This window comes from Stenotrophomonas maltophilia (genome assembly GCF_013464485.1).
Lineage (GTDB): Bacteria > Pseudomonadota > Gammaproteobacteria > Xanthomonadales > Xanthomonadaceae > Stenotrophomonas > Stenotrophomonas maltophilia_AW.
Map to the genome: position 1 here is coordinate 124164 of NZ_RAUX01000018.1, position 21175 is coordinate 145338.

19 protein-coding genes are annotated in these 21175 nt (G+C 67.7%); all 19 read left to right on the forward strand.

The genetic code is table 11. The features are described from left to right. The 19 genes from fliP (at window position 1) to D7Y61_RS09165 (ending at window position 21132) form a co-directional block, all read left to right on the forward strand. Window positions 1-780 (forward strand): flagellar type III secretion system pore protein FliP, encoded by a 780-nt coding sequence (fliP, locus tag D7Y61_RS09075; RefSeq protein WP_180865981.1) that lies wholly within the window; start codon window positions 1-3, stop codon window positions 778-780. A 58-nt stretch (window positions 781-838) separates the two neighbouring features. After that, entirely contained in the window at window positions 839-1108 is a 270-nt protein-coding gene (locus tag D7Y61_RS09080) for a flagellar biosynthetic protein FliQ (RefSeq protein WP_100472194.1), read from the forward strand. A 13-nt stretch (window positions 1109-1121) separates the two neighbouring features. Continuing rightward, window positions 1122-1913: a flagellar biosynthetic protein FliR gene (fliR, locus tag D7Y61_RS09085; RefSeq protein WP_180865982.1), complete on the forward strand. Its 792-nt coding sequence runs from the start codon at window positions 1122-1124 to the stop codon at window positions 1911-1913. Window positions 1914-2188: 275 nt separating this feature from the next. Continuing rightward, window positions 2189-4324, forward strand: coding sequence for a putative bifunctional diguanylate cyclase/phosphodiesterase (locus tag D7Y61_RS09090; protein ID WP_180865983.1), 2136 nt, complete (start codon window positions 2189-2191; stop codon window positions 4322-4324). Window positions 4325-4440: 116 nt separating this feature from the next. After that, the gene (locus tag D7Y61_RS09095) at window positions 4441-6687 is read left to right on the forward strand and encodes a CocE/NonD family hydrolase (RefSeq protein ID WP_180865984.1); all 2247 of its coding nucleotides are present in this window, start codon (window positions 4441-4443) and stop codon (window positions 6685-6687) included. 226 nt (window positions 6688-6913) lie between these two features. Beyond that, window positions 6914-8044, forward strand: a complete 1131-nt coding sequence (flhB, locus tag D7Y61_RS09100) for a flagellar biosynthesis protein FlhB (RefSeq protein ID WP_005416428.1) — start codon at window positions 6914-6916, stop codon at window positions 8042-8044. A gap of 44 nt (window positions 8045-8088) precedes the next feature. Next, window positions 8089-10149, forward strand: a complete 2061-nt coding sequence (gene flhA, locus D7Y61_RS09105; protein ID WP_180866011.1) for a flagellar biosynthesis protein FlhA — start codon at window positions 8089-8091, stop codon at window positions 10147-10149. A gap of 145 nt (window positions 10150-10294) precedes the next feature. Next, entirely contained in the window at window positions 10295-11917 is a 1623-nt protein-coding gene (gene flhF / locus D7Y61_RS09110) for a flagellar biosynthesis protein FlhF (protein WP_180865985.1), read from the forward strand. Further along, window positions 11904-12791, forward strand: a complete 888-nt coding sequence (locus D7Y61_RS09115; RefSeq protein ID WP_005416424.1) for a MinD/ParA family ATP-binding protein — start codon at window positions 11904-11906, stop codon at window positions 12789-12791. Before flhF ends, D7Y61_RS09115 begins: the two co-directional genes overlap by 14 nt. Further along, complete coding sequence (locus D7Y61_RS09120) at window positions 12788-13531, forward strand: RNA polymerase sigma factor FliA (RefSeq protein WP_005413248.1); 744 nt, start codon at window positions 12788-12790, stop codon at window positions 13529-13531. Before D7Y61_RS09115 ends, D7Y61_RS09120 begins: the two co-directional genes overlap by 4 nt. Window positions 13532-13588: 57 nt before the next feature. Beyond that, on the forward strand, window positions 13589-13981 hold the full coding sequence (cheY, locus tag D7Y61_RS09125; RefSeq protein ID WP_005413247.1) for a chemotaxis response regulator CheY: 393 nt from the start codon (window positions 13589-13591) through the stop codon (window positions 13979-13981). Continuing rightward, complete coding sequence (locus D7Y61_RS09130; protein ID WP_049465790.1) at window positions 13981-14586, forward strand: protein phosphatase CheZ; 606 nt, start codon at window positions 13981-13983, stop codon at window positions 14584-14586. Before cheY ends, D7Y61_RS09130 begins: the two co-directional genes overlap by 1 nt. 2 nt (window positions 14587-14588) lie before the next feature. Next, window positions 14589-16409, forward strand: a complete 1821-nt coding sequence (locus tag D7Y61_RS09135; protein ID WP_180865986.1) for a chemotaxis protein CheA — start codon at window positions 14589-14591, stop codon at window positions 16407-16409. A 101-nt stretch (window positions 16410-16510) separates the two neighbouring features. Continuing rightward, entirely contained in the window at window positions 16511-17251 is a 741-nt protein-coding gene (locus D7Y61_RS09140) for a flagellar motor protein (RefSeq protein WP_005409527.1), read from the forward strand. Window position 17252: 1 nt separating this feature from the next. Continuing rightward, complete coding sequence (motD, locus tag D7Y61_RS09145) at window positions 17253-18269, forward strand: flagellar motor protein MotD (protein WP_180865987.1); 1017 nt, start codon at window positions 17253-17255, stop codon at window positions 18267-18269. Between the two features lie 4 nt (window positions 18270-18273). Next, window positions 18274-19056, forward strand: coding sequence for a ParA family protein (locus tag D7Y61_RS09150; RefSeq protein WP_180865988.1), 783 nt, complete (start codon window positions 18274-18276; stop codon window positions 19054-19056). Further along, complete coding sequence (locus D7Y61_RS09155; protein WP_180865989.1) at window positions 19053-20258, forward strand: chemotaxis protein CheW; 1206 nt, start codon at window positions 19053-19055, stop codon at window positions 20256-20258. Before D7Y61_RS09150 ends, D7Y61_RS09155 begins: the two co-directional genes overlap by 4 nt. Before the next feature lie 203 nt (window positions 20259-20461). Then, entirely contained in the window at window positions 20462-20770 is a 309-nt protein-coding gene (locus D7Y61_RS09160; protein ID WP_014037092.1) for an STAS domain-containing protein, read from the forward strand. Continuing rightward, the gene (locus D7Y61_RS09165) at window positions 20767-21132 is read left to right on the forward strand and encodes a response regulator (RefSeq protein ID WP_005409521.1); all 366 of its coding nucleotides are present in this window, start codon (window positions 20767-20769) and stop codon (window positions 21130-21132) included. The genes D7Y61_RS09160 and D7Y61_RS09165 overlap by 4 nt, the downstream gene beginning before the upstream one ends. Window positions 21133-21175 lie beyond the last annotated feature (43 nt).

Here is a 21175-nt window from a genome sequence, read left to right on the forward strand (position 1 = left end):
ATGCGTGTCACCCGTACCCGTCTTGCCACCCTGATGCCGTGGCTGCTGTTGCTTGCCCTGTGCCTGTTGCCCGCACTGGCGTTCGCAGCACCCGGCGCTCCCGCCACGCCGCTGCCGGACATCAACGTCGGCAAGATCGGCGGTGCGCCGGTCAGCCTGCCGCTGCAGACGCTGCTGCTGATGACGGCGATCACCCTGATCCCGTCGATGCTGCTGGTGCTGACCTCGTTCACCCGCATCATCATCGTGCTCGGCCTGCTGCGGCAGGCACTGGGCACCGGGCAGACGCCGTCCAACCAGGTGCTGCTGGGCCTGGCCCTGTTCCTCACCGCAATGATCATGCTGCCCACCTGGGACAAGGCCTGGAGCACGGGCATGGCGCCATACCTCAACGGTGACATCGACTTCCAGACCGCCTGGACGATGACCACCCAGCCACTGCGTGCGTTCATGCTGGCGCAGATCCGCGAGACCGACCTGATGACCTTCGCCGGCATCGCCGGGCACGGCACCTACGCCAGCCCCGACGCGATTCCATTCCCGGTGCTGGTCGCCTCGTTCGTCACCAGCGAACTGAAGACCGCCTTCGAGATCGGCTTCCTGATCTTCATCCCGTTCGTGATCATCGACCTGGTGGTGGCCAGCGTGCTGATGTCGATGGGCATGATGATGCTGTCGCCGATGCTGGTCTCTGCGCCGTTCAAGATCCTGCTGTTCGTGCTGGTGGATGGCTGGGTGCTGACGGTAGGAACGCTGGCGGCCAGCTTCAATCCGGCCTGATATCCCCGCAAAGAGCAGTCGAGCATGGCTCGACTCTACACAAGCAGATGGAATCCGAATGTCTCCCGAACTTGCCCTGACCGAACTGCGTGGTGGCCTGATCGCCGTCCTGTGGGTGGCCGGCCCGCTGCTGCTCACCGTGCTGGTGGTGGGCGTTGTGGTGGGCGTTGTACAGGCTGCAACCCAGCTCAATGAACCGACCATCGCCTTCGTCGCCAAGGCGGCGGCGCTGACTGCAGTGCTGTTCGCGCTGGGCAGCCTGCTGATCGGCCACCTGGTTGAGTTCACCACGCTGCTGTTCCAGCGCATCCCGCACCTGATCGGCTAGGACGCACGCTTCGATGGACGCCGCCACCCAGATGGCTGCCGATGGCCTGCAGGCCTTCGGCATGATCGGCACCGTGCTGTGGACCATGCTGCGCATCGGCGCGGTGGCCATGGCCATGCCCATGGTGGGAACCCGTGCGGTGCCTGCGCGGGTGCGTGTGGTGCTGGCCGGGACCTTGGCCATCGCCCTGGCCCCCCTGCTGCCGCCGGTACCGGACTGGACCGGCTTCGATGCCGCCACCGTGCTGACCATCGCCCGCGAGCTGGCCATCGGCGTGTCCATCGGCTTCCTGCTCCGGTTGGTGTTCGAGGCCGGTGCGCTGGCCGGCGAACTGATCGCCCAGGGCACCGGCCTGGCCTTCGCGCAGATGAGCGACCCGCTCCGTGGTGGTACCTCGGGCGTGATCGGGCAATGGTTCTACCTGCTGTTCGGCCTGCTGTTCTTCACCGCCAACGGCCATCTGGCATTGATCTCGCTGGTGGTGGACAGCTACCGGGCGCTGCCGATCGGCGCCCCCCTGCCGGACCCCCATGCGTTCTTCAGTATCGCCCCGACCTTCCTGCTGGCGGTGCTGCGGGGTGCGTTGACCCTGGCCATTCCACTGATCGCGGCGATGCTGGCGGTGAACCTCGCCTTCGGCGTACTGGCCCGGGCTGCGCCCGCCCTGAACCCCATCCAGCTGGGCCTGCCGGTCTCGCTGCTGCTGGGCCTGTTCCTGCTGGCTCTGTTGGCCGGGGAAATGGGGCCGCCGGTACAGCGCCTGTTCGATGCCGCCTTCCAGGCTGCGGACGCGGTCACGCACTGACCCGATCATCACGTTTTACTGCTTGCCCTTCCTTTGTTTCTGTAGAGCCGAGCCCATGCTCGGCTGTCTTCGGCAGGAGCGGCAGCCGAGCATGGGCTCGGCTCTACAGGGGCGCAATTTCACGTTTTACTGCTTGCCCTTCCCCCCGGTCCGCGCGTTAGAGTGAATGCGCGGCAACCGGGGGGATGCCGCACGTGGTCGACGCCCCGCGTCGGCCTGCCTCATGCATGCCCCACCGTGGTTTCCGTCGACAGGCAGGTCCGGGAGACTGACGAATGCTGGTAGGCACGTACAACCCGTGGCTGGTGGCGATCTCGCTGCTGGTTGCCGTGATGGCTTCCTACACCGCGCTCGCGATGGCCGGGCGCACGGTCACCGCGCCCGGCAAGGGCGCCGCCTGGTGGTGGCGCATCGGTGGTGGCTTCGCCATGGGCCTGGGCATCTGGTCCATGCATTTCATCGGCATGCTGGCGTTCAACCTGCCGATCCCGCTGGGCTATGACCTGCCGATCACCCTGCTTTCGTTGGCGCTGGCGATTGCCTCGTCGGTGTTCGCGCTTTGGCTGGTGTCCCTGCGCACGCTTCCGCACCCACGGCTGGCCGGCGGCGCGTTGTTGATGGGCACCGGCATTGCTGGCATGCACTACGTCGGCATGGCCGCCATGCGCATGCAACCCGGCATCGACTACGACCCGGGCTGGCTGCTGTTCTCGCTGATGGTGGCGGTCGCTGCTTCGTGGACGGCGCTGTATGTGGCGTTCCGCCTGCGTGCGCAGCGCACCCGGGTCGGTGACCGGCTGGCAGCGGCAGGCCTGCTCGGCCTGGCCATCGTAGGCATGCATTACACCGGCATGGCCGCCGCGCGCTTCCCGGAAGGCAGCATCTGCGGCGCGGCCGTCGGCGATGGACTGCAGAGCGAATGGCTGGCCATGCTGGTGGTGGTGCTGACCGTGGCGATCCTGGCCGTGGTGCTGGTGGTCTCGTGGCTGGACCAGCGGGTGGAGGCGCAGCTGCTGCGCCTGCGCAACTCCCTGTTGAGCACCTCGCTGACCGATGCGCAGCAGGAACTGACCCAGGCTGCACTGCACGACCCACTCACCCGCCTGCCCAACCGGTTGCTGCTGCAGCGGCGGATCGTGCAGGCGCTGGCCGAAGCCGAACAGGGCGGCAGCCGCTTCGCGGTGATGTTCATGGACCTGGATGGCTTCAAGCAGGTCAACGATGCCTACGGCCACCAGGCCGGCGATGCGTTGCTGGTGGCGGTGGCCGAGCGCACCCGCCAGCTGCTGCGCCCCAACGATATGCTGGCGCGGCTTGGCGGCGACGAATTCGTGATGGTGGTGCGCATCGAGCACGACGAAGACCTGCCCACCCTCGCCCGGCGCATCCTGCAGGCGGTCGGCAGCGGCCCCCTGCTGCCAGACAACGAACTGCAGGTGACCGCCAGCATCGGCGTGGCGATCTGCCCCGACCACGCGGCCAGTGAGCGGCAGCTCATGGCCTTTGCCGATGCGGCGATGTATCAGGCGAAGGAGTCCGGGCGCAACGCCTTCGTGCTGTTCGCCGACTGGATGAACGACAGTGCCGAGCAACAGTTCCGGCTGCTGGCCGACCTGCGCCGGGCCATTGGCAGCGAGCAGCTGTTCCTCAACTACCAGCCGAAGATCCAGGTAGCCACGCAGAAGGTGGCCGGTGCCGAGGCGCTGATCCGCTGGCGCCATCCGGAGCATGGCCTGATCCCGCCGGACCGCTTCATCCGGCTCGCCGAACGCAGCGGTGCGATCAACGACATCGGGCGCTGGGCGCTGGACCAGGCCTGCCAGCAGCTGCGGCGGTGGCACGATGCCGGCCATGAAACCTGGTCGATGTCGGTGAACCTCTCGCCCGTGCAGTTCAGCTCTCCGCACCTGCTGGAGGACGTGCGCACGGTGATCGAGCGCCACAACATCGCGCCACGGCACCTGGTGCTGGAAATCACCGAAAGCACGGTGATGCGCGATACCGATACCAGCCTGCGCCTGCTGCAGGCACTGTCGGCACTGGGCGTGGGCATTTCCATCGATGATTTCGGCACCGGCTACTCCAGCCTGCTGTACCTCAAGCGACTGCCGGCCACCGAGATCAAGATCGACCACGCGTTCGTACGCGACCTGGAACACAGCGCCGAGGACGTTGTGATCGTCTCGGCGATCGTGGCGCTGGGTCACGCGCTGGACATGGACATCGTCGCCGAAGGCGTGGAAACCGCGGCCCAGCGCGCCTACCTGGAACGCCTGGGCTGCGACTACCTGCAGGGCTACCTGCTGGGTCGCCCGGTCGATGCCGCCCGCTTCATGCAGCTGCACGATCTGCCACGGCCGCGGGTGGAACTGGCGCAGAGTCCGCCACCCAACGGCAACGCGCCCCTGTAGAGCCGAGCCTGCGCTCGGCTCCCGCCGGGCACGGCCCGGCGCTACCATTGGTTGGCCTTCGGTAGATCCACGCCATGCGTGGATGCGCCGTTCCACTGTCATCCAAGGAAGCGTCCGTGGCCCTACGCACTACCGTTGCCGGCCTGTTGCTGGCCCTCGCTGTTGGCCACGCCGCTGCCGCTGGTCTGCCGTGGTCGCTGCCTGCGGATGCGTCACCCGCGCATACCGATGCCGCCGTGCGGACACTGGGCACACAGCTTCTGGCTTCCGCATCCCTGACCGATGCGCAGCGCGGCCACGCATTGCTGGCAACCGGTCGTTACGCTGAAGCGCGCCACGTCATCGAGCAGGTACGCCGTGCTCTGGAGGAGACTGGAGACAGCGCAGCGGCACAACGTTGGGTACCGATGCTGCTGCTTGCAACCGCCGGCGAAACGGACGCGCCGGCCTACGCGCGTGCGTTCCATTCGGCGTTCGCACACCTGGACGACGTTGCCGCCGTACAGGCCGATGCCGCGCTCGCGGTGGAGCCAGCCGCCCTCCGCGCGCAGCTGGCGCAGGCCCTGGCTGCCCAGCAGGATGCTGCGACCCTGCCCGAAACCACCGCGCTGGACCTGGTCCGACTGCAGGCGGAACTGCGTGCGCAGACCTTGGCGGCCGCACTGGCCCCTCCGCTGGTCGCTGCGGAGGAACAGCGCCGCTTCGTCATCGATGATGCATTGCGCATCCCCGTCGGCGACGGCGTCATCCTTTCGGCGCAGCTGGCACGGCCACGCGCCGCCCCGGTGCAGCTGCCGGCCGCCATGCTCTTCACCATCTACACCGACCCATCGAAGAACCGGCTGAAGATGCTGCTGGCCGCGGCCCATGGCTACGCCGGCATCATCGTTGATGCGCGTGGCAAGGGCCGGGGCACCGGCACCATCGCCCCGTACGAGCATGACGGTGCGGATGCCAATGCGGCGATCGACTGGATCAGCCACCAGCACTGGAACGACGGCCGCGTGGCCATGTACGGCGGCAGCTACGAAGGCTTCACCGCCTGGGCCGCAGCGCGCCATCATCATCCTGCACTGAAGACCATCGTGCCCTACGTTGCCGCCATCCCCGGCCAGGGCCTGCCGATGGAGAACAACGTGTTCCTGAGTGCCAACTACGGCTGGGCGTTCTACGTGGCCAATGGCCCGATGCTGGACAAGCACACCTACGCGCAGAGCCGCCGCTGGTCCCAGCTGGGGCCACGCTGGTATGCCTCCGGCCGCCCGTACCGGCAGATCGACCAGGTCGACGGCACCCCGAATCCCTGGTTGCAGCGCTGGCTGGCGCATCCGTCCTACGACGCCTACTGGCAGGCGATGGTGCCGTATGGCGACCAGTTCAGCGACATCCGCATCCCGGTGCTGACCATCACCGGTTACTACGACGATGGCCAGATATCGGCGCTGCAGTACTTCAAGGAGCACCTCCGGCATCGGCCGGACGCCAACCACGTCCTGCTGATCGGCCCCTATGATCACGGCGGCGCGCAGGCTGCGCTGAAGCCCATGCAACTGCGCGGTTACGCCTTGGACCCGGCTGCGCAGTTCGACACACCGGCACTGACGTTCCAGTGGCTGGACCATGTGCTGCGTGGCGCCCCGCGCCCGGCGCTGCTGCCCGACCGTGTGAACTACCAGTTGATGGGCGCCGACGCGTGGGGCCATGCGGCAACACTGCAGGCCGCTGCGGGCGGCCAGCGCCGCTACCACCTTTCTCCCGCGCCAGCATCGGCCCTGGGCTATCACCGACTGCAGGAACAGCCGCCGACGTCTGGCCACCTGCAGCAGACCGTGGACCTGGCCGACCGCAATGAAAGGCGGCATGGCTACTACCCGTCCCCGATCATCGCCCCGCAGGACGAGCCGGACACTGCGTTGTCCTTCGTGTCCGAACCCTTCACTCGCCCCATGGACCTGGTGGGCAGCTTCTCCGGCGACATGAAGGTCCGGATCAACAAGCGGGATGTTGATTTCACCGTCACCCTGTATGAGCTGATGGCCGATGGACGGCGCATGCAGTTGTCCTACTTCATGGGCCGGGCCAGCCACGTACGCGATCCGACCACGCGCCAGCTGCTGCACCCTGGGCAGTGGACCCATCTGCCGTTCGACCGCACACGCATGGTGGCGCGACGGTTGGCGGCCGGCAGCCGCCTTCTGGTGAAGGTGGATGTACTGAAGGACGCGATGCACCAGGTGAACCACGGCACCGGGCGCGATGTCAGCGACGAGACCGTGGCCGACGCCGGTGAACCGCTGCGCGTGGAATGGCACAGCGACAGCATGTTGTCGATTCCGCTGCAGCCGGTGAAGCCGGACGGATGATTGCGCCGGGCACGGTCCGGCGTTACCCGAGCCGCCGCCCGCTATCACGGAACGGTTCCTGCAACACCCTCCTGTAGAGCCGAGCCCACGCTCGGCTGCGCTTCGCGCTTGAGCCAACCGCAGCCGAGCGTGGGCTCGGCTCTACAAGACGGCCGTCGGTAGATTCACGCCATGCGTGGAACGGTTCTTGCACGCACCCCGGCATCCCCTGCCGTAGTGCCCCGTGATGTCTGAGAACGAATCCGCCGGCGAAAAGACCGAACAACCGACCGAAAAACGCCTGCGCGACGCCCGTGAACAGGGCAACCTGCCGCGCTCGCGCGAACTCGGCACGGCCGCCGTATTCGGCGCCGGCGTGCTGGCGGTGATGGCCATGAGCGGCTCGATCGGCCGTGGCGCCACGGCCTGGATGAAGCAGGCGCTCAGCCCGGAACAGAGCCTGCGGCAGAACCCGAAGGAGTTGTTCGGCCACTTCGGCGACCTGCTGCTGCAGTTCATGCTGGTGATCGCGCCGCTGGTGCTGGTCTGCCTGCTGGCCAGCTTCGTCGCACCGCTGGTGATGGGGGGCCTGCGCTGGTCGCAGAAGGCGTTGCTGCCCGACATCAACCGCATGAACCCGATGAGCGGGCTCAAGCGCCTGTATGGCCCGGAGGCCATCGCCGAGTTCACCAAGTCATTGCTGCGCGTGGCCTTCGTCGGCGTTGCCGCCGGCCTGGTGGTCTGGACCGGTTTCGACACCCTGCGCGGGCTGATCCACCACCCGCTGGAGACCGCCATCACCGATGGCCTCGGCTTCACCCTGCGCCTGCTGCTGGCCACCGCCGGCGCGATGCTGGTGCTGGCCGCCATCGATGCGCCGTACCAGCGCTGGAACTGGATGCGCAAGCTGAAGATGACCCGCGAGGAACTGCGCCGGGAAATGAAGGAAAGCGAGGGCAGCCCCGAGGTGAAGGGCCGCATCCGCCAGCTGCAGCAGCAGATGGCCAACCGCCGGATGATGGAAGCGGTGCCCACCGCCGACGTGGTCGTGGTCAACCCCACCCACTACGCGGTGGCGCTGAAATACGAAGGCGGCGCCATGAACGCCCCCACCGTGGTGGCGCTGGGCGTGGACGAGACCGCCCTGCGCATCCGTGAAGTGGCCGACGGCAACAAGGTTGCGATCGTCTCCGCCCCGCCTTTGGCACGCGCCTTGTATCGGGAAGGCCAACTCGGAAAGGAAATCCCCGTGAGACTGTATTCGGCCGTCGCCCAGGTCCTGTCCTACGTCTACCAGCTGCGCGCCTGGCGCACTGGCCCGATGCCGGACGCCCCGCACATCCAGGTGGATGAATTCGGCAAGGGAGGCCGCCCGTGAGCGCCCAGCCCTCCACCGGATTCAACACCCGCCGCGCCCTGGAAATGATCCGCCAGGGCCTTGGCGCGCCGCTGATCGTGCTGGCCCTGCTGGCCATGGTCGTGGTGCCGCTGGCCGCCCCCGTGCTCGACGCGCTGTTCACCTTCAACATCGCCATTTCCTTGATGGTGCTGCTGGCGGTGGTCTACGTGAAACGCCCGCTGGACTTCACGATCTTCCCGATCGTGCTGCTGATCACCACCATGCTGCGGCTGGCACTGAACGTGGCCTCCACCCGCGTGATCCTGCTCAATGGCCAGAACGGCCACGACGCCGCAGGCAAGGTCATCGCCGCCTTCGGCGAATTCGTGATCGGCGGCAACTACGCGGTCGGCATCGTGGTGTTCGCGATCCTGACCATCATCAACTTCGTGGTCATCACCAAGGGCGCCGGCCGCGTCTCGGAAGTGACCGCGCGCTTCATCCTGGACGCCATGCCGGGCAAGCAGATGGCGATCGACGCCGACCTCAACGCCGGTTTGCTGACGCGTGAAGAAGCCAAGCTGCGTCGTGAAGAAGTCCGCGAGGAAGCCGACTTCTATGGTGCGATGGACGGTGCCAGCAAGTTCATCCGCGGCGACGCCATCGCCGGCATCCTGATCCTGTTCATCAACATGCTTGGCGGCCTGGCCGTGGGCGTGCTGCAGCATGGCATGCCGTTTGGCGATGCCGCCGCCACCTACACCCTGCTCTCCATCGGTGACGGCCTGGTGGCGCAGCTGCCGGCACTGCTGGTCTCCAGTGCGGTGGCGATGCTGGTCACCCGTGCCTCGCGCTCGCAGGACATGGCCCAGGCCATGACCGGCCAGGTGTTCGGCCAGTACCGTGCGCTGGCGATCACCGCCGGCATCATCGGCGTGGTCGGCCTGGTGCCGGGCATGCCCAACGTCGCTTTCCTGACGCTGTCCGCGATCCTCGGCTTCATCGCCTGGAAGGTCTACCGCAAGGGCAAGGCCCCGCCCACCGACGCAGGCACGGGCGGCACCGATGCCGCCGCGCTCAACGCACTGGGCCGCCCGGCCGCACCAGCACCCACTGCGGAATTGAGCTGGGACGAGCTGCGCCCGGTCGATCCACTGGGCCTGGAGGTCGGCTACCGGCTGATCCCGCTGGTGGACAGCAACCAGGGCGGTGAACTGATGGCACGCATCAAGGGCGTGCGCCGCAAGCTGACCCAGGACGTGGGCTTCCTGATTCCCTCGGTGCACATCCGCGACAACCTGGAGCTGCCGGCCAATGGTTACCGCGTGCTGGTGCACGGCGTGCCGGTGGCCACCGCCGAAATCCATCCGGATCGCGAACTGGCGCTGGACCCCGGCAGTGCACTCGGCGCACTGGAAGGTATCGCCGGCAAAGACCCCGCGTTCGGCCTGGATGCGACCTGGATCCAGCCGCACCAGCGCGCCCAGGCCGAAACGCTGGGCTACACCGTGGTCGACCCGGCCACGGTGGTTGCCACCCACCTCTCGCACCTGATCCGCGAGCACGCGCCGGAACTGCTGGGCCACGAGGAAGTGCAGCACCTGCTGGCCAACCTGGCCAAGAGCGCGCCCAAGCTCGTCGAAGATCTGACGCCAAAGGCGCTGCCGCTGTCGGCGGTGGTGCGCGTGCTGCAGAACCTGCTGGTCGAGCGCATTCCGATCCGCCAGCTGCGCAAGATCGCCGAGGCACTGGTCGAGCACGCGCCCAGCAGCCAGGACCCGGCGGTTCTGTCCGCCGCCGTGCGCACCGCGCTGGGCCGCTTCATCGTGCAGGAGATCGCCGGCATGTCGGCGGAGCTGCCGGTGTTCACCCTCAACCCGCAATTGGAACGTGTCTTGCAGGAGTCCACGCAGGGCAACGGCGCCGCGCTGGAACCCGGACTCGCAGAGCGACTGCACCAGAGCCTGGCCGAATGTGTCAGCAAGCAGGAAGCGCGAAACGAGCCGGCGGTCGTGCTGGTACCGGGCCCGGTGCGCGCCGCGCTGGCGCGCCTGGTCCGCCACAGCGTTCCGTCGCTGTCGGTCCTGGCCTACAGCGAGGTGCCGGAGGACAAGCGCCTGAAGCTGGTCGGAACGATCAGCTGACGCCGCCCACCGATGCGCCAGAAAACAGACACCACCTTCGAACCAACGCAACAGACAGATACCAAGGGGAACCCGCACCGTGCAGACCACCGACCACCCGAGTTCTCCGACCGCCACCCCGCCGTCTTCGTCCCGTGACCACAGCATGAAAATCAAACGATTCGTCGCCGCCGACATGCGCTCGGCCATGAACCTGGTGCGCAAGGAACATGGTCCTGACGCCGTGATCCTGTCCAACCGCCGGATCGAGGAAGGCATCGAGATCGTCGCCGCGGCCAACTACGACGAGAGCGCCGTGCAGCGTGCACTGGAAGCCTCGCGTCGTGACGTCGCCCCGCCGCCGGCACCGAAGCCGCGCACCGCCGCCGACGCGGTGATCGCCGCGGTGACCCGCCGCCGCAGCACTACCCCGGCGCCGGAGCCGGTGGCCGCCACCACCTCGGCCGTGGCCGCCCTCGCCCGTGCGGCCGTGGGTGCCACCGGCCGCACCCTGGACAGCGCCGACGAAATCGTGCCGACCCGCGGCAGCACCGGCTTCGCAGCCACCCTGGCGCGCGCCGCCGTCAACGAACCGGCGCTGCCGGAACAGATCTTCGCCCCGTTCGCCGAGGCCATCGTTGCACCGGCAGCGACCGTCACCGCGCCGGCCAACCGCGCCCGCTTCCAGATCGATCCGCCACACGAGATGCATCACGAAAGCGCGGTCCCCGCCGTGCAGCCGCCGCCACTGCCGGGCACTGCCATGGCCGACGTCCAGCCGGACATCACCGCCGACGAACCGGCAGTAGCCAACACACCCATCGAAACCAGCCCGGCACCCGTGCTGGCCCCGGCGCCGACGCTGACCGTGGTTGCCCAGGACGACGCCGAGATCCGCCAGCTGCGTCAGGAAGTGGCCGGCATGCGCCAGGTGATCGAGCGCGAAATGAACCGCTTCACCGACGAGCGCCTGCGTGGCTGCCCGGTGCGCGCCACCGCACTGGACCTGATGGACGAATACGGTTTCGACGCCGGCCTGGCCCGCGACGTGGCCATGCAGATCCCGCTGGAGACCGAGGCCCATCGTGGCCGCGGCCTGATGCTGGGGCTGATTTCGCGCAAGCTGCCGATCGCCCCGGTCGACCCACTGGAAGAAGGCGGCGTGATCGCGCTGGTCGGCCCGACCGGCGCCGGCAAGACCACCACCATCGCCAAGCTGGCGTCGCGCTTCGCCGAGAAGCACGCGCCGCGTGACGTCGCCCTGGTGACCACCGATACCACCCGCATCGGCGCCCGAGAGCAGTTGTACGGTTACGGCCGCCAGCTCGGCATCGCCGTGCACGAGGCCAACAGCGGCACCGACCTGGACCAGCTGCTGGAACGCCTGAAGGACTACAAACTGGTGCTGATCGACACCGCCGGGCTGGGTCCGCGCGACCGGGCACTGGCCGCCCAGCTGCAGTGGCTGCGCGCCGCCCGCCAGGTGCGCACCCTCCTGGTGCTGCCAGCCAACACCAGCTTCGGCGACATGGACGAGGTGGTCCGCCGCTTCGGCGCCGCCAACCTGCAGGGCCTGGTGCTGAGCAAGCTGGACGAGACCGGCCGCTTCGGCAACGCCCTGTCGGTGGCCGTGGACCACCAGCTGCCGATCACCTGGGTAACCGATGGCCAGGACGTTCCGGACGACCTGCACCGGGCCAGTGCAGCCAATCTTGTACTTCGCCTTGAAGATTTGCGCCGAGCGGCCGATATGCCCTGCAACCCGGAGTTGAACCATGCCGTCGCGTGAGTACGCCAAGCTGACCAAGACTTTCCCGCTGTCGGCCACCCGCAGCGAGCCGCTCGGCCCTGTGCGCACCATCGCCGTGACCGGCGGCAAGGGCGGCGTGGGCAAGACGAATGTGTCCGCCAACCTGGCCGTGGCACTGGCCGGCATGGGCAAGCGCACGCTGCTGCTGGACGCTGACCTGGGCCTGGCCAACATCGACGTGATCCTGGGACTGAACCCCACCTTCACGCTGGCCGACCTGGTCGCAGGCCGCTGCTCGCTGGACGACGTCATCGTCGAAGGCCCGAACGGCGTTCTGGTGGTGCCGGCCGCATCCGGCCGCCGGCACATGGCCGAGCTGGCCCCGGCCGAGCACGTCGGCCTGGTCAACGTGTTCTCCGAGCTGGAACGTGAACTGGACATCATGGTGGTGGATACCGCCGCCGGCATCACCGACGGCGTACTGACCTTCTGCCAGGCCGCGCAGGACACCGTGGTGGTGGTCTGTGACGAGCCGGCCTCGATCACCGACGCCTACGCCCTGATCAAGGTCCTGTCGCGCGAACGGGGCGTGGACCGCATCCAGGTAGTGGCCAACATGGTGCGCGACCCCAATGAAGGCCGCGTGCTGTACGAGAAGCTGACTCGCGTCTGCGAGAAGTTCCTTGCCGACGTCTCGCTGAACTACCTGGGCTGCGTGCCGCAGGACGACTGGCTGCGCCTGTCGGTGCAGCGCCAGCAGCCGGTGGTCAAGGCCTACCCGTCCAGCCCGTCCGCCCTGGCGATCACCGAAATCGCCCGCCGCACCGCGCGCTGGCAGGCGCCGACCGAGCCGCGCGGCGGTGTCGAGTTCTTCCTCGAACGCATCCTCAAGCAGCGTGGGGTGGCCGCATGAAAGGTGCAGCCCAGTACCGCGAAGTCCAGCGATCGGCGGCCAACGAAGTCATCGCCCAGCACTCGGACCTGGTGCGGCGCATCGCCCACCACTTGGCCGCGCGCCTGCCGGCCAGCGTTGAAGTGGACGACCTGATCCAGGCCGGCATGATGGGCCTGATCGAAGCCTCGCGCAGCTACGACGCCGACCAGGGCGCCTCGTTCGAGACCTATGCCTCGATCCGCATCCGCGGCTCGATGATCGACGAGATCCGCCGTGGCGACTGGGTACCGCGCTCGGTGCACCGCCGTGCCCGTGATGCCGCCGCCACCATCCGCCGCCTGGAACAGAGCAGTGGCCGCGCCGCCAGCGCCACCGAAGTGGCCGCCGCGATGGAGATGCCGCTGCCCGAATACCTGCGGCTGATGGAAGACGCCGCACGTGGCCAGGTGCTGAGCCTGGAGTCGCGCATCGAGGACCAGGGCGAGCTGGACACCGTCGCCCAGGGCGGCCCGACCCCGCAGCAGGTGCTGGAGCGCGGCGAGTTCGGGCGCGAGCTGGGCAAGGCCATCGGCCACCTGCCCGAGCGCGAACAGCTGGTGCTCTCGCTCTATTACGAGCAGGAACTGAACCTGAAGGAGATCGGCGCGGTGCTCGGCGTGAGCGAATCGCGGGTCTGCCAGATCCACGGCCAGGCGGTGCTGCGTCTGCGCGGCCGGCTCAAGATTTTCGAGGCGGCGGACGCCGGCCTGGAAGAATGAACATGACCGAGGCGGCTGCCCCCGGCCGCCCGGAATGAACAACAAAGGAACTCTGCTTTGAACAAGAACATGCGCATCCTGATCGTCGACGACTTCTCGACCATGCGTCGAATCGTCAAGAACCTGCTGGGCGATCTGGGCTTCACCAACACCGCCGAAGCCGAGGACGGGCATGCCGCGCTGTCGCTGCTGCAGAGCCAGCCGTTCGATTTCGTGGTCACCGACTGGAACATGCCGGTGATGACCGGCATCGAGCTGCTGAAGGCGATCCGCGCCGATGCCAAGCTGAAGACCCTGCCGGTGCTGATGGTCACCGCTGAAGCCAAGCGCGAGCAGATCATCGAAGCGGCGCAGAACGGCGTGAATGGCTACATCATCAAGCCGTTCACCGCGCAGACCCTGGAAGAGAAGCTCGGCAAGATCTTCGAACGCCTGGCGGCCAGCGCCTGATGGATACCACGGTCGACAGGAACGCCCTCGCCCTGCGCCTGCAGGAAGCCCTGGACGCGCTCGAGTCCGGTGACGAAGCCGCCTGGCGGCAGCGCATCGACGGACTGGTCGCGCTGCGCACGCAGCCGATGATGAGCGGCCTTTCGCGGCTGGCCCGCGAGCTGGGGCAGGCACTGGGTGAACTGCCGACCGTGCCCAGCGAGGCCGGTGAGCTGGACGATGCCTGCGCGCGCCTGGACCACGTGGTGGCGATGACCGAACAGGCCACCCACCGTACGCTGGACCTGGCCGAAGAATGCCGCAGCCTGACCGAACAGCTGCGTGCCGAAGGGCTGCAGCCGGGCCAGGACGCGCAGCTCGAGCGCATCCGCCACAACCTGACCGAGATCGCCCTGACCCAGAGTTACCAGGACCTGACCGGGCAGATCATCCGTCGCGTGGTCGGCATCGTCCGCCGCGTGCATGAAGGTTTTGGCGCACTCGGCCTGCCGCCGGAACAGCATCGCACCGATCCGGAACTGGCCGGGCCGGCACTGAAAGGACTGGACCGCCACGCGGTCTCGCAGAACGACGCCGACGACCTGTTGTCGGATCTGGGGCTGTAAGCATGAGCGCGGTATCCGACGACATCACTGCCGATTTCATCATCGAGGCACAGGAAATCCTGGACCGCCTGGGCGAACAGCTGGTGTCGCTGGAACAGGCACCGCAGGACAGCGAGCAGCTCAATGCGGTGTTCCGCGGCTACCACACGCTCAAGGGCGGCGCCGGTTTCCTCGGCGTCACCGCCATGGTCGAGCTGTGCCATGCCGCCGAAGAAGCGCTGGGCATCGCGCGCGCCGGCCAGGCCGTGCTGCAGGCCCATCACTTCGATGCCGCCCAGCAATCGCTGGACTACCTGCAGTCGATGCTCGACGCAGTGTCGTCGGGCACCGAACCGGGTTACGCGCCGCCGGAGCTGATCGCGCAGTTCGACATGCACGGCGGTGGCACGGCTGCGCCTGTTGCAGCCGCGCCTGCAACAGGCGGCAGCGACCTGATCACCGATGACGAATTCGAAGCCCTGCTCGACCAGCTGCATGGCGGCAACGCGCCAACTGCGGTCGCAACGGCGAAGAAGGCCGACGACGGGCTGATCAGCGAAGACGAATTCGAAGCCCTGCTCGATCAGCTGCATGGCGGCGCCGCGCCCGGTGCCAAGCCCGTCGCTGCTGCACCCGCCGCACCGGCACCGCGCCCGGCTGCACCGGCCCCCGCCGCCAAGCCGCCAGCAAAGCCGCTGGCCGAGGCCGAACACACCGTGCGCGTGGACACCAAGCGCCTGGACGCGATCGTCAACCTGATCGGCGAACTGGTGCTGTCACGCAATCGACTGAAGACCCTGCGTGCGCGCCTGCGCGACGAGGAGCTGGACCGCGCCGTATCGACGCTCGACATCGCCACTGCCCGCCTGCAGTCGGCGGTGATGCGCACCCGCATGCAGCCGGTGGGCAAGGTGTTCTCGCGCTTCCCCAAGGTCGCCCGCGACGTCGCCCGCTCGCTGAAGAAGGAAGTGGACCTGGAGCTGATCGGCGCCGAGACCGAGCTCGACCGCAACCTGGTCGAAGCGCTGGCTGACCCGCTGGTGCACCTGGTGCGCAACGCCATCGACCACGGCGTGGAAATGCCCGAGCTGCGCGAAGCGCAGGGAAAGCCGCGGATGGGCCACGTGCGCCTCTCCGCACAACAGGAAGGTGACTACGTCAGCATCGAGGTGCAGGACGATGGCGCCGGCATCGACCCGGAAAAGCTGCGCGCCAAGGCACGCGAGAAGGGCTTGATCGACCCGGAAGCTGCCGCACGCCTGAGCAGCGAGGAATGCCTGCACCTGGTGTTCCTGCCCGGCTTCTCGACCAAGCAGCAGGTCACGGATATTTCCGGACGTGGCGTCGGCATGGACGTGGTGCAGTCGCGCATCCGTGAACTGAGCGGGCAGATCCAGATCCAGTCCGAACTGGGTCGCGGCAGTCGCTTCCTGATCCGCGTGCCGCTCACCCTGGCCATCCTGCCGACCCTGCTGGTGCAGGCCGGCGAGGATGTCTACGCCCTGCCGCTGGCCCGCGTGATGGAAGTGCTGCATGCGCCACGCACCTCGCTGGGCTGGTTCGATGGCCGTGCCGTACTCGACCGCCGCTCGCACACCCTGCCGCTGGTCGATCTGCGCCAATGGCTGGATGTGACGCCGGCCGCCTCGACCCTGCTGACCATCGTGGTGCTCCAGGCCGGTGAAGCGCGCTTCGGCCTGGTCGTGGACCAGGTGCGCGGGCGTGAGGAAGTGGTCATCAAGCCCCTGCCGAAAGCCCTGCGCGGCCTGCGTGGTTACGCCGGTGCAACCTTGATTGGCGATGGTCGCATGGCCCTGATCCTGGACGTGGACGGGTTGAGATGACCCCTGCCGGGCATGGCCCGGCACCCCGAAAACTGTGACTACCGTCTGTACGCGATCTCCCGGTGTCTCAAGTCCCATTCATACAAGCCGATACCGGAACCATGGATAGACTCAGCCTCATTGGACTCTTTCTCGCCCTGGCCTCACTGGTCGGTGGCAGCATCCTCAAGGGCGCCGGCCTGGCGTCGTTGTGGTCGCCTGCGGCGTTCGTGATCGTCATCGTTGGCACCGTGGCCGCGATCCTGCTGCACACCTCGCCGGCGGTGTTCAAGCATGCGTTCAAGATCGTGCGCTGGGTCGTGCGTCCGCCGCACAGCGACCGCCGGGAGCTGATCCAGCAGATCGTCGAGTGGAGCAACATCGCCCGCCGCCAGGGCCTGCTGGGCCTGGAATCACAGGTGGAAGCACAGCAGGACCCGTTCCTGCGCAAAGGCCTGCAGCTGCTGGTGGACGGCGTTGAACCCGAATCGATGCGGCACATGCTGGAGATCGAACTTGGCAGCCAGGAACACCAGGACCAGGCTGGCGCCAAGGTCTTCGAGGCCATGGGCATCTATGCCCCGACCCTGGGCATCATCGGCGCCGTACTCGGCCTGATCGCGGTGATGAAGAACCTGGCCGACCCGAGCAAGCTCGGCCACGGCATCGCCGCCGCGTTCACCGCCACCATCTACGGCATTGCCTCGGCCAACCTGCTGTTCCTGCCGATCGCCGCCAAGCTCAAGAGTGTGATCTCGCACAACACCCGCGACCGCGAAATGGTCATCGAAGGCCTGATCTCGATCGCACAGGGCGAGAACCCGCGCAACATCGAAACCAATCTCTCCGGCTTCCTGCACTGACATGGCACGCCGCAAGCACCACGAAGAGCACGCCAACCATGAAGCATGGGCGATCCCCTATGCCGATCTGATGACGTTGCTGCTCGCCTTCTTCGTGGTCATGTACGCAATCTCATCGGTCAACGAGGGCAAGTACCGGATCATGGCCGACGCGCTCACCGACGCCTTCGGTGGTGCGCCGCGCACCATCAATCCGGTGCAGGTCGGCAACAAGCAGGTACAGGGCGGGGGCTGGGACAGCCCGTCAGTGATCAAGTCCGGCACCAAGATCGGCCCCTCCGCACCGGCGCCGTCGCACGACCCGACCCTGCTGCCGTCGATGGCATCGCAGATGCGCATGCCGGTCTCGGTGCACAACCAGGAGCAGATCGCGCGCGCCGAGCGCCAGCTCAACAGCATTGCCGATCGCCTCACTGCGGCGTTGGCGCCACTGATCGACCGCGGCATGATCAGCGTGCGCCGCACCGAGCTGTGGATCGAAGTCGAGATCAACAGCGACATCCTGTTCCCGACCGGCTCGGCGGCACTGGACGTGCACGCCCGGCAGACCCTGGCCAGCCTGGCCGATGTGCTGCGCGACGTACCCAACAGTGTGCGCGTGGAAGGTCATACGGACAACGTGCCGATCGCCACCGCCACCTTCCCCTCCAACTGGGAGCTGTCGGCCGGACGCGCAGCCAGCGTGGTGCACCTGTTCGCCGACCAAGGCGTGCAGCCGTCGCGGCTGGCGATGGTCGGCTATGGCCAGTTCCGCCCGCGTGAGGAAAACGACAGTGCGCAGGGCCGCAACCGCAACCGACGGGTGATGGTCATCATCCTGGCCGACACCTCGCATTCGGTGGACCCGCTCGGCCAGCGCCTGAACGCAGCCACCGGCGCCGCCGACAGCAGCACCACCGCACACGCCGCCGCAACGCCGGCCCCCCCCCACACTTCCCCCATCGCACCGGTGACGTTGCCACCGGTGCCGGCTGGCAGCCGCGTCGGCGCCGCCGTTCCCCCGGCAATGAAGGAGTAAACCGATGCGCATCTGGGCAGTCGCCAACCAGAAGGGCGGAGTCGGCAAGACCACCACCACCCTCGCTCTCGGCCGCGGCCTGGCCGCGCTTGGCCATCGCGTGCTGCTGATCGACCTCGATCCGCACGCCTCGCTCAGCCGCGCCTTCGGCGTGCCGGTGGATCCGCCGCCGGCGGGCGTGCTGGAACTGTTCGGCGCACCACCGGCCGATCTCTCCAGCCTGTGCCATGCCAGCAGCATCCATGGCCTGGACTTCGTCTGTGCGCAGTCGGCGCTGGCCACGCTGGAGCGCCGCAGCGCCAACCAGCCCGGCCTCGGCCTGGCCCTGCAGAACGCGCTGGCACGCCACAACGGCCAGCACGACTACATCCTGCTGGACTGCGCCCCGACCCTCGGCCTGCTGATGATCAACGCCCTGGCCGCCGCCGACCGCCTGATCATCCCGACCCAGGCCGAGCCACTGGCCCTGCATGGCCTGGACGGCATGGTCCGCACCGGCGAGATGGTCGAGCGCTCGCGCCGCCGCCCTCTGCCGATCTCGATCCTGCCGACCCTGTTCGACCGCCGCACCCGCGCCGGCAACGAGTCGCTGCGCACGATGCAGGATCGTCACGGCACCCGGGTGTGGGAAGACGCCATTCCGATCGACACCCGCATCAGCAACGCCGCCGGCCTGACCCTGCCAAGCGTTGGTGAGGACTACCCGGGCCGCGGCCTGGCTGCGTACCGCCGCGCGCTGAACTGGATCCTCGGCGAGGATGCCCGCGCCCTGGAGCAGGCCGCATGAACAGCACCGGCGTACTGGACGATTATCTGGACGAACTGCTGGGCGAAGCGATTGCCGTGGCGCCACCGTCTGCACCGCCGCCGGCCAGCGACGAAGCGTGCCCGGCGATTGCAGCGGACGCCGAACGCGAGCCGACCTGGGACGATCTTCCGGCCGAAGTGATCTACGAGACCGACACCGCGGCCACCACACCGATTGAGGACGACGCTGCGCTGGAAGCTGCATTCGAGGCCGCTGCTGGCGCGCCCGAGCGCGAGCCGACCTGGGACGACCTGCCGGCCGAAGTGATCTACGAAACGGAGATTGTTGCTGCTGCCCCGGCAGAGGACAACGCAGCGCTGGAAGCCGCTTTCGAGGTCGCCGCAACGCCTGTCGCCGCTCCCGAGCGCGAACCGACCTGGGATGACCTGCCTGACGAGGTGATCCACGAGACGCCCCCTGCTCCGGCCGCCGCCAAGGCAGGCCCGGAACCCACCTGGGACGATCTGCCCGACGAAGTGATCTACGAGACCGATACGGCCGACAGCCATCGCCTCGCCCACACCGACAGCCCCGGCCTGCAGGCCGCGTTCGATGCCGCTGCCGGCGGCGAGGACGTTCCTGCGCCACCACCGGCCGTAGTCGCAGCACCCGCTCCAGCGGCACGCACCGATGCCGCGCCGCCACCGCGCGCGGCCGTGGACGCGCCAGCAGGCAACCGTCCGAACAGCTGGCAGGAACTGCAGGCACAGGCACATCGGCCCGCCAGCAGTCCGCATCCGCAGAACCGACGCGCCGGTGAGCGCACCTCGCGCTGGCTGCGCCTGCGCTGTGGCGCCCAGGCCTATGCGCTGGAACTGCTGAAGGTGCAGGAGGTGGTACTGCCGGTTCCACTGTTGCCATTGCGCGGCACCGCAGCCGCCATGCTCGGCATCATGAACCTGCGTGGCCAGGTGGTGCCGGTGATGGACCTCGGCCTGCATCTGGGCGCCGCCGCCGCCGAGGATGACGCACAGACCCGCATCGTGGTGCTGGAAGAAGACGGCGAGACCATCGGCCTGCGCGTGTCGGCGGTGGAAGATGTCGCCAACCTCACCGATTCACAGATCGAACCGCCGGATACCGCGCGCATCTGCCAGATCTCCAACGACCTGTTCCGTGGCGTCGCCCGGGTCAGCCAGCGCCCAATGATCCTGCTGGATGCCACGCGGCTGTTGAGCTGAGCGGAAAAAAGGGACGGAGGGGATTAAGTCGCATCCGCCTCCATCAGCAACGGCGACTACGCAGTGGGGACGGCAGGTGCCGATGCGCAGCATTGGCATCTCCCGTCCCCGAACAACACCGCATCGACGCACCGCGTCGATTCCCCTAAAGAACCCTGCCGGGGTGCCGTTATGGATCACGGAACCGTTTGTCCGGAGCAACGATGAGCACTGTCGAACTGGGTGGGGATCTCGGCATCGAGAGCACCACCGAGCTCAAGAACCGCCTGGCCCCACTGGTGGCGCAGGCAGGCGAGCTGACCCTGGATGCAAGCCAGGTCGCCCGCATCCACACGGCCGCCGTGCAGGTGCTGTGTGCGTTCGTGCAGGCCCGCCGCGAGGCAGGCCTGGGCACCGGCTTCCACGGTTGCACTGCAACCTTCCGTGACGCTGCGCGCCTGCTGGGCGTCACCCAGGCCTTGGGCCTGGACGTAACCCATGACAACCTGAAATCTGTGGAGAACGCTGCATGAGCGCACGTATCTTGGTGGTGGACGATTCGGCGTCGATGCGCCAGATGGTTTCCTTCGCCCTCACCTCGGCCGGCTTTGCCGTCGAAGAAGCCGAAGACGGCGCGGTCGCGCTCGGTCGCGCCAAGGGCCAGCGCTTCAATGCGGTGGTCACCGACGTCAACATGCCGAACATGGACGGCATCGCGCTGATCCGCGAACTGCGCCAGCTGCCGGACTACAAGTTCACCCCGCTGTTGATGCTGACTACCGAATCGGCCGCCGACAAGAAGTCCGAAGGCAAGGCCGCCGGTGCGACCGGCTGGCTGGTCAAGCCGTTCAATCCCGAACAGCTGGTCGCCACCGTGCAGAAAGTGCTGGGCTGATCGCCCACCACCGCTCCCCCTCTTCGCTTCCGGACCACCACTG

Bases quoted from the DNA above. Each gene is read 5' to 3' on its own strand.
- fliP (WP_180865981.1), top strand. From the start codon at position 1: ATGCGTGTCACCCGTACCCGTCTTGCCACCCTGATGCCGTGGCTGCTG.
- D7Y61_RS09080 (WP_100472194.1), top strand. From the start codon at position 839: ATGTCTCCCGAACTTGCCCTGACCGAACTGCGTGGTGGCCTGATCGCC.
- fliR (WP_180865982.1), top strand. From the start codon at position 1,122: ATGGACGCCGCCACCCAGATGGCTGCCGATGGCCTGCAGGCCTTCGGC.
- D7Y61_RS09090 (WP_180865983.1), top strand. From the start codon at position 2,189: ATGCTGGTAGGCACGTACAACCCGTGGCTGGTGGCGATCTCGCTGCTG.
- flhB (WP_005416428.1), top strand. From the start codon at position 6,914: ATGTCTGAGAACGAATCCGCCGGCGAAAAGACCGAACAACCGACCGAA.
- flhA (WP_180866011.1), top strand. From the start codon at position 8,089: ATGATCCGCCAGGGCCTTGGCGCGCCGCTGATCGTGCTGGCCCTGCTG.
- flhF (WP_180865985.1), top strand. From the start codon at position 10,295: ATGAAAATCAAACGATTCGTCGCCGCCGACATGCGCTCGGCCATGAAC.
- D7Y61_RS09115 (WP_005416424.1), top strand. From the start codon at position 11,904: ATGCCGTCGCGTGAGTACGCCAAGCTGACCAAGACTTTCCCGCTGTCG.
- D7Y61_RS09120 (WP_005413248.1), top strand. From the start codon at position 12,788: ATGAAAGGTGCAGCCCAGTACCGCGAAGTCCAGCGATCGGCGGCCAAC.
- D7Y61_RS09130 (WP_049465790.1), top strand. From the start codon at position 13,981: ATGGATACCACGGTCGACAGGAACGCCCTCGCCCTGCGCCTGCAGGAA.
- D7Y61_RS09135 (WP_180865986.1), top strand. From the start codon at position 14,589: ATGAGCGCGGTATCCGACGACATCACTGCCGATTTCATCATCGAGGCA.
- D7Y61_RS09140 (WP_005409527.1), top strand. From the start codon at position 16,511: ATGGATAGACTCAGCCTCATTGGACTCTTTCTCGCCCTGGCCTCACTG.
- motD (WP_180865987.1), top strand. From the start codon at position 17,253: ATGGCACGCCGCAAGCACCACGAAGAGCACGCCAACCATGAAGCATGG.
- D7Y61_RS09150 (WP_180865988.1), top strand. From the start codon at position 18,274: ATGCGCATCTGGGCAGTCGCCAACCAGAAGGGCGGAGTCGGCAAGACC.
- D7Y61_RS09155 (WP_180865989.1), top strand. From the start codon at position 19,053: ATGAACAGCACCGGCGTACTGGACGATTATCTGGACGAACTGCTGGGC.
- D7Y61_RS09160 (WP_014037092.1), top strand. From the start codon at position 20,462: ATGAGCACTGTCGAACTGGGTGGGGATCTCGGCATCGAGAGCACCACC.
- D7Y61_RS09165 (WP_005409521.1), top strand. From the start codon at position 20,767: ATGAGCGCACGTATCTTGGTGGTGGACGATTCGGCGTCGATGCGCCAG.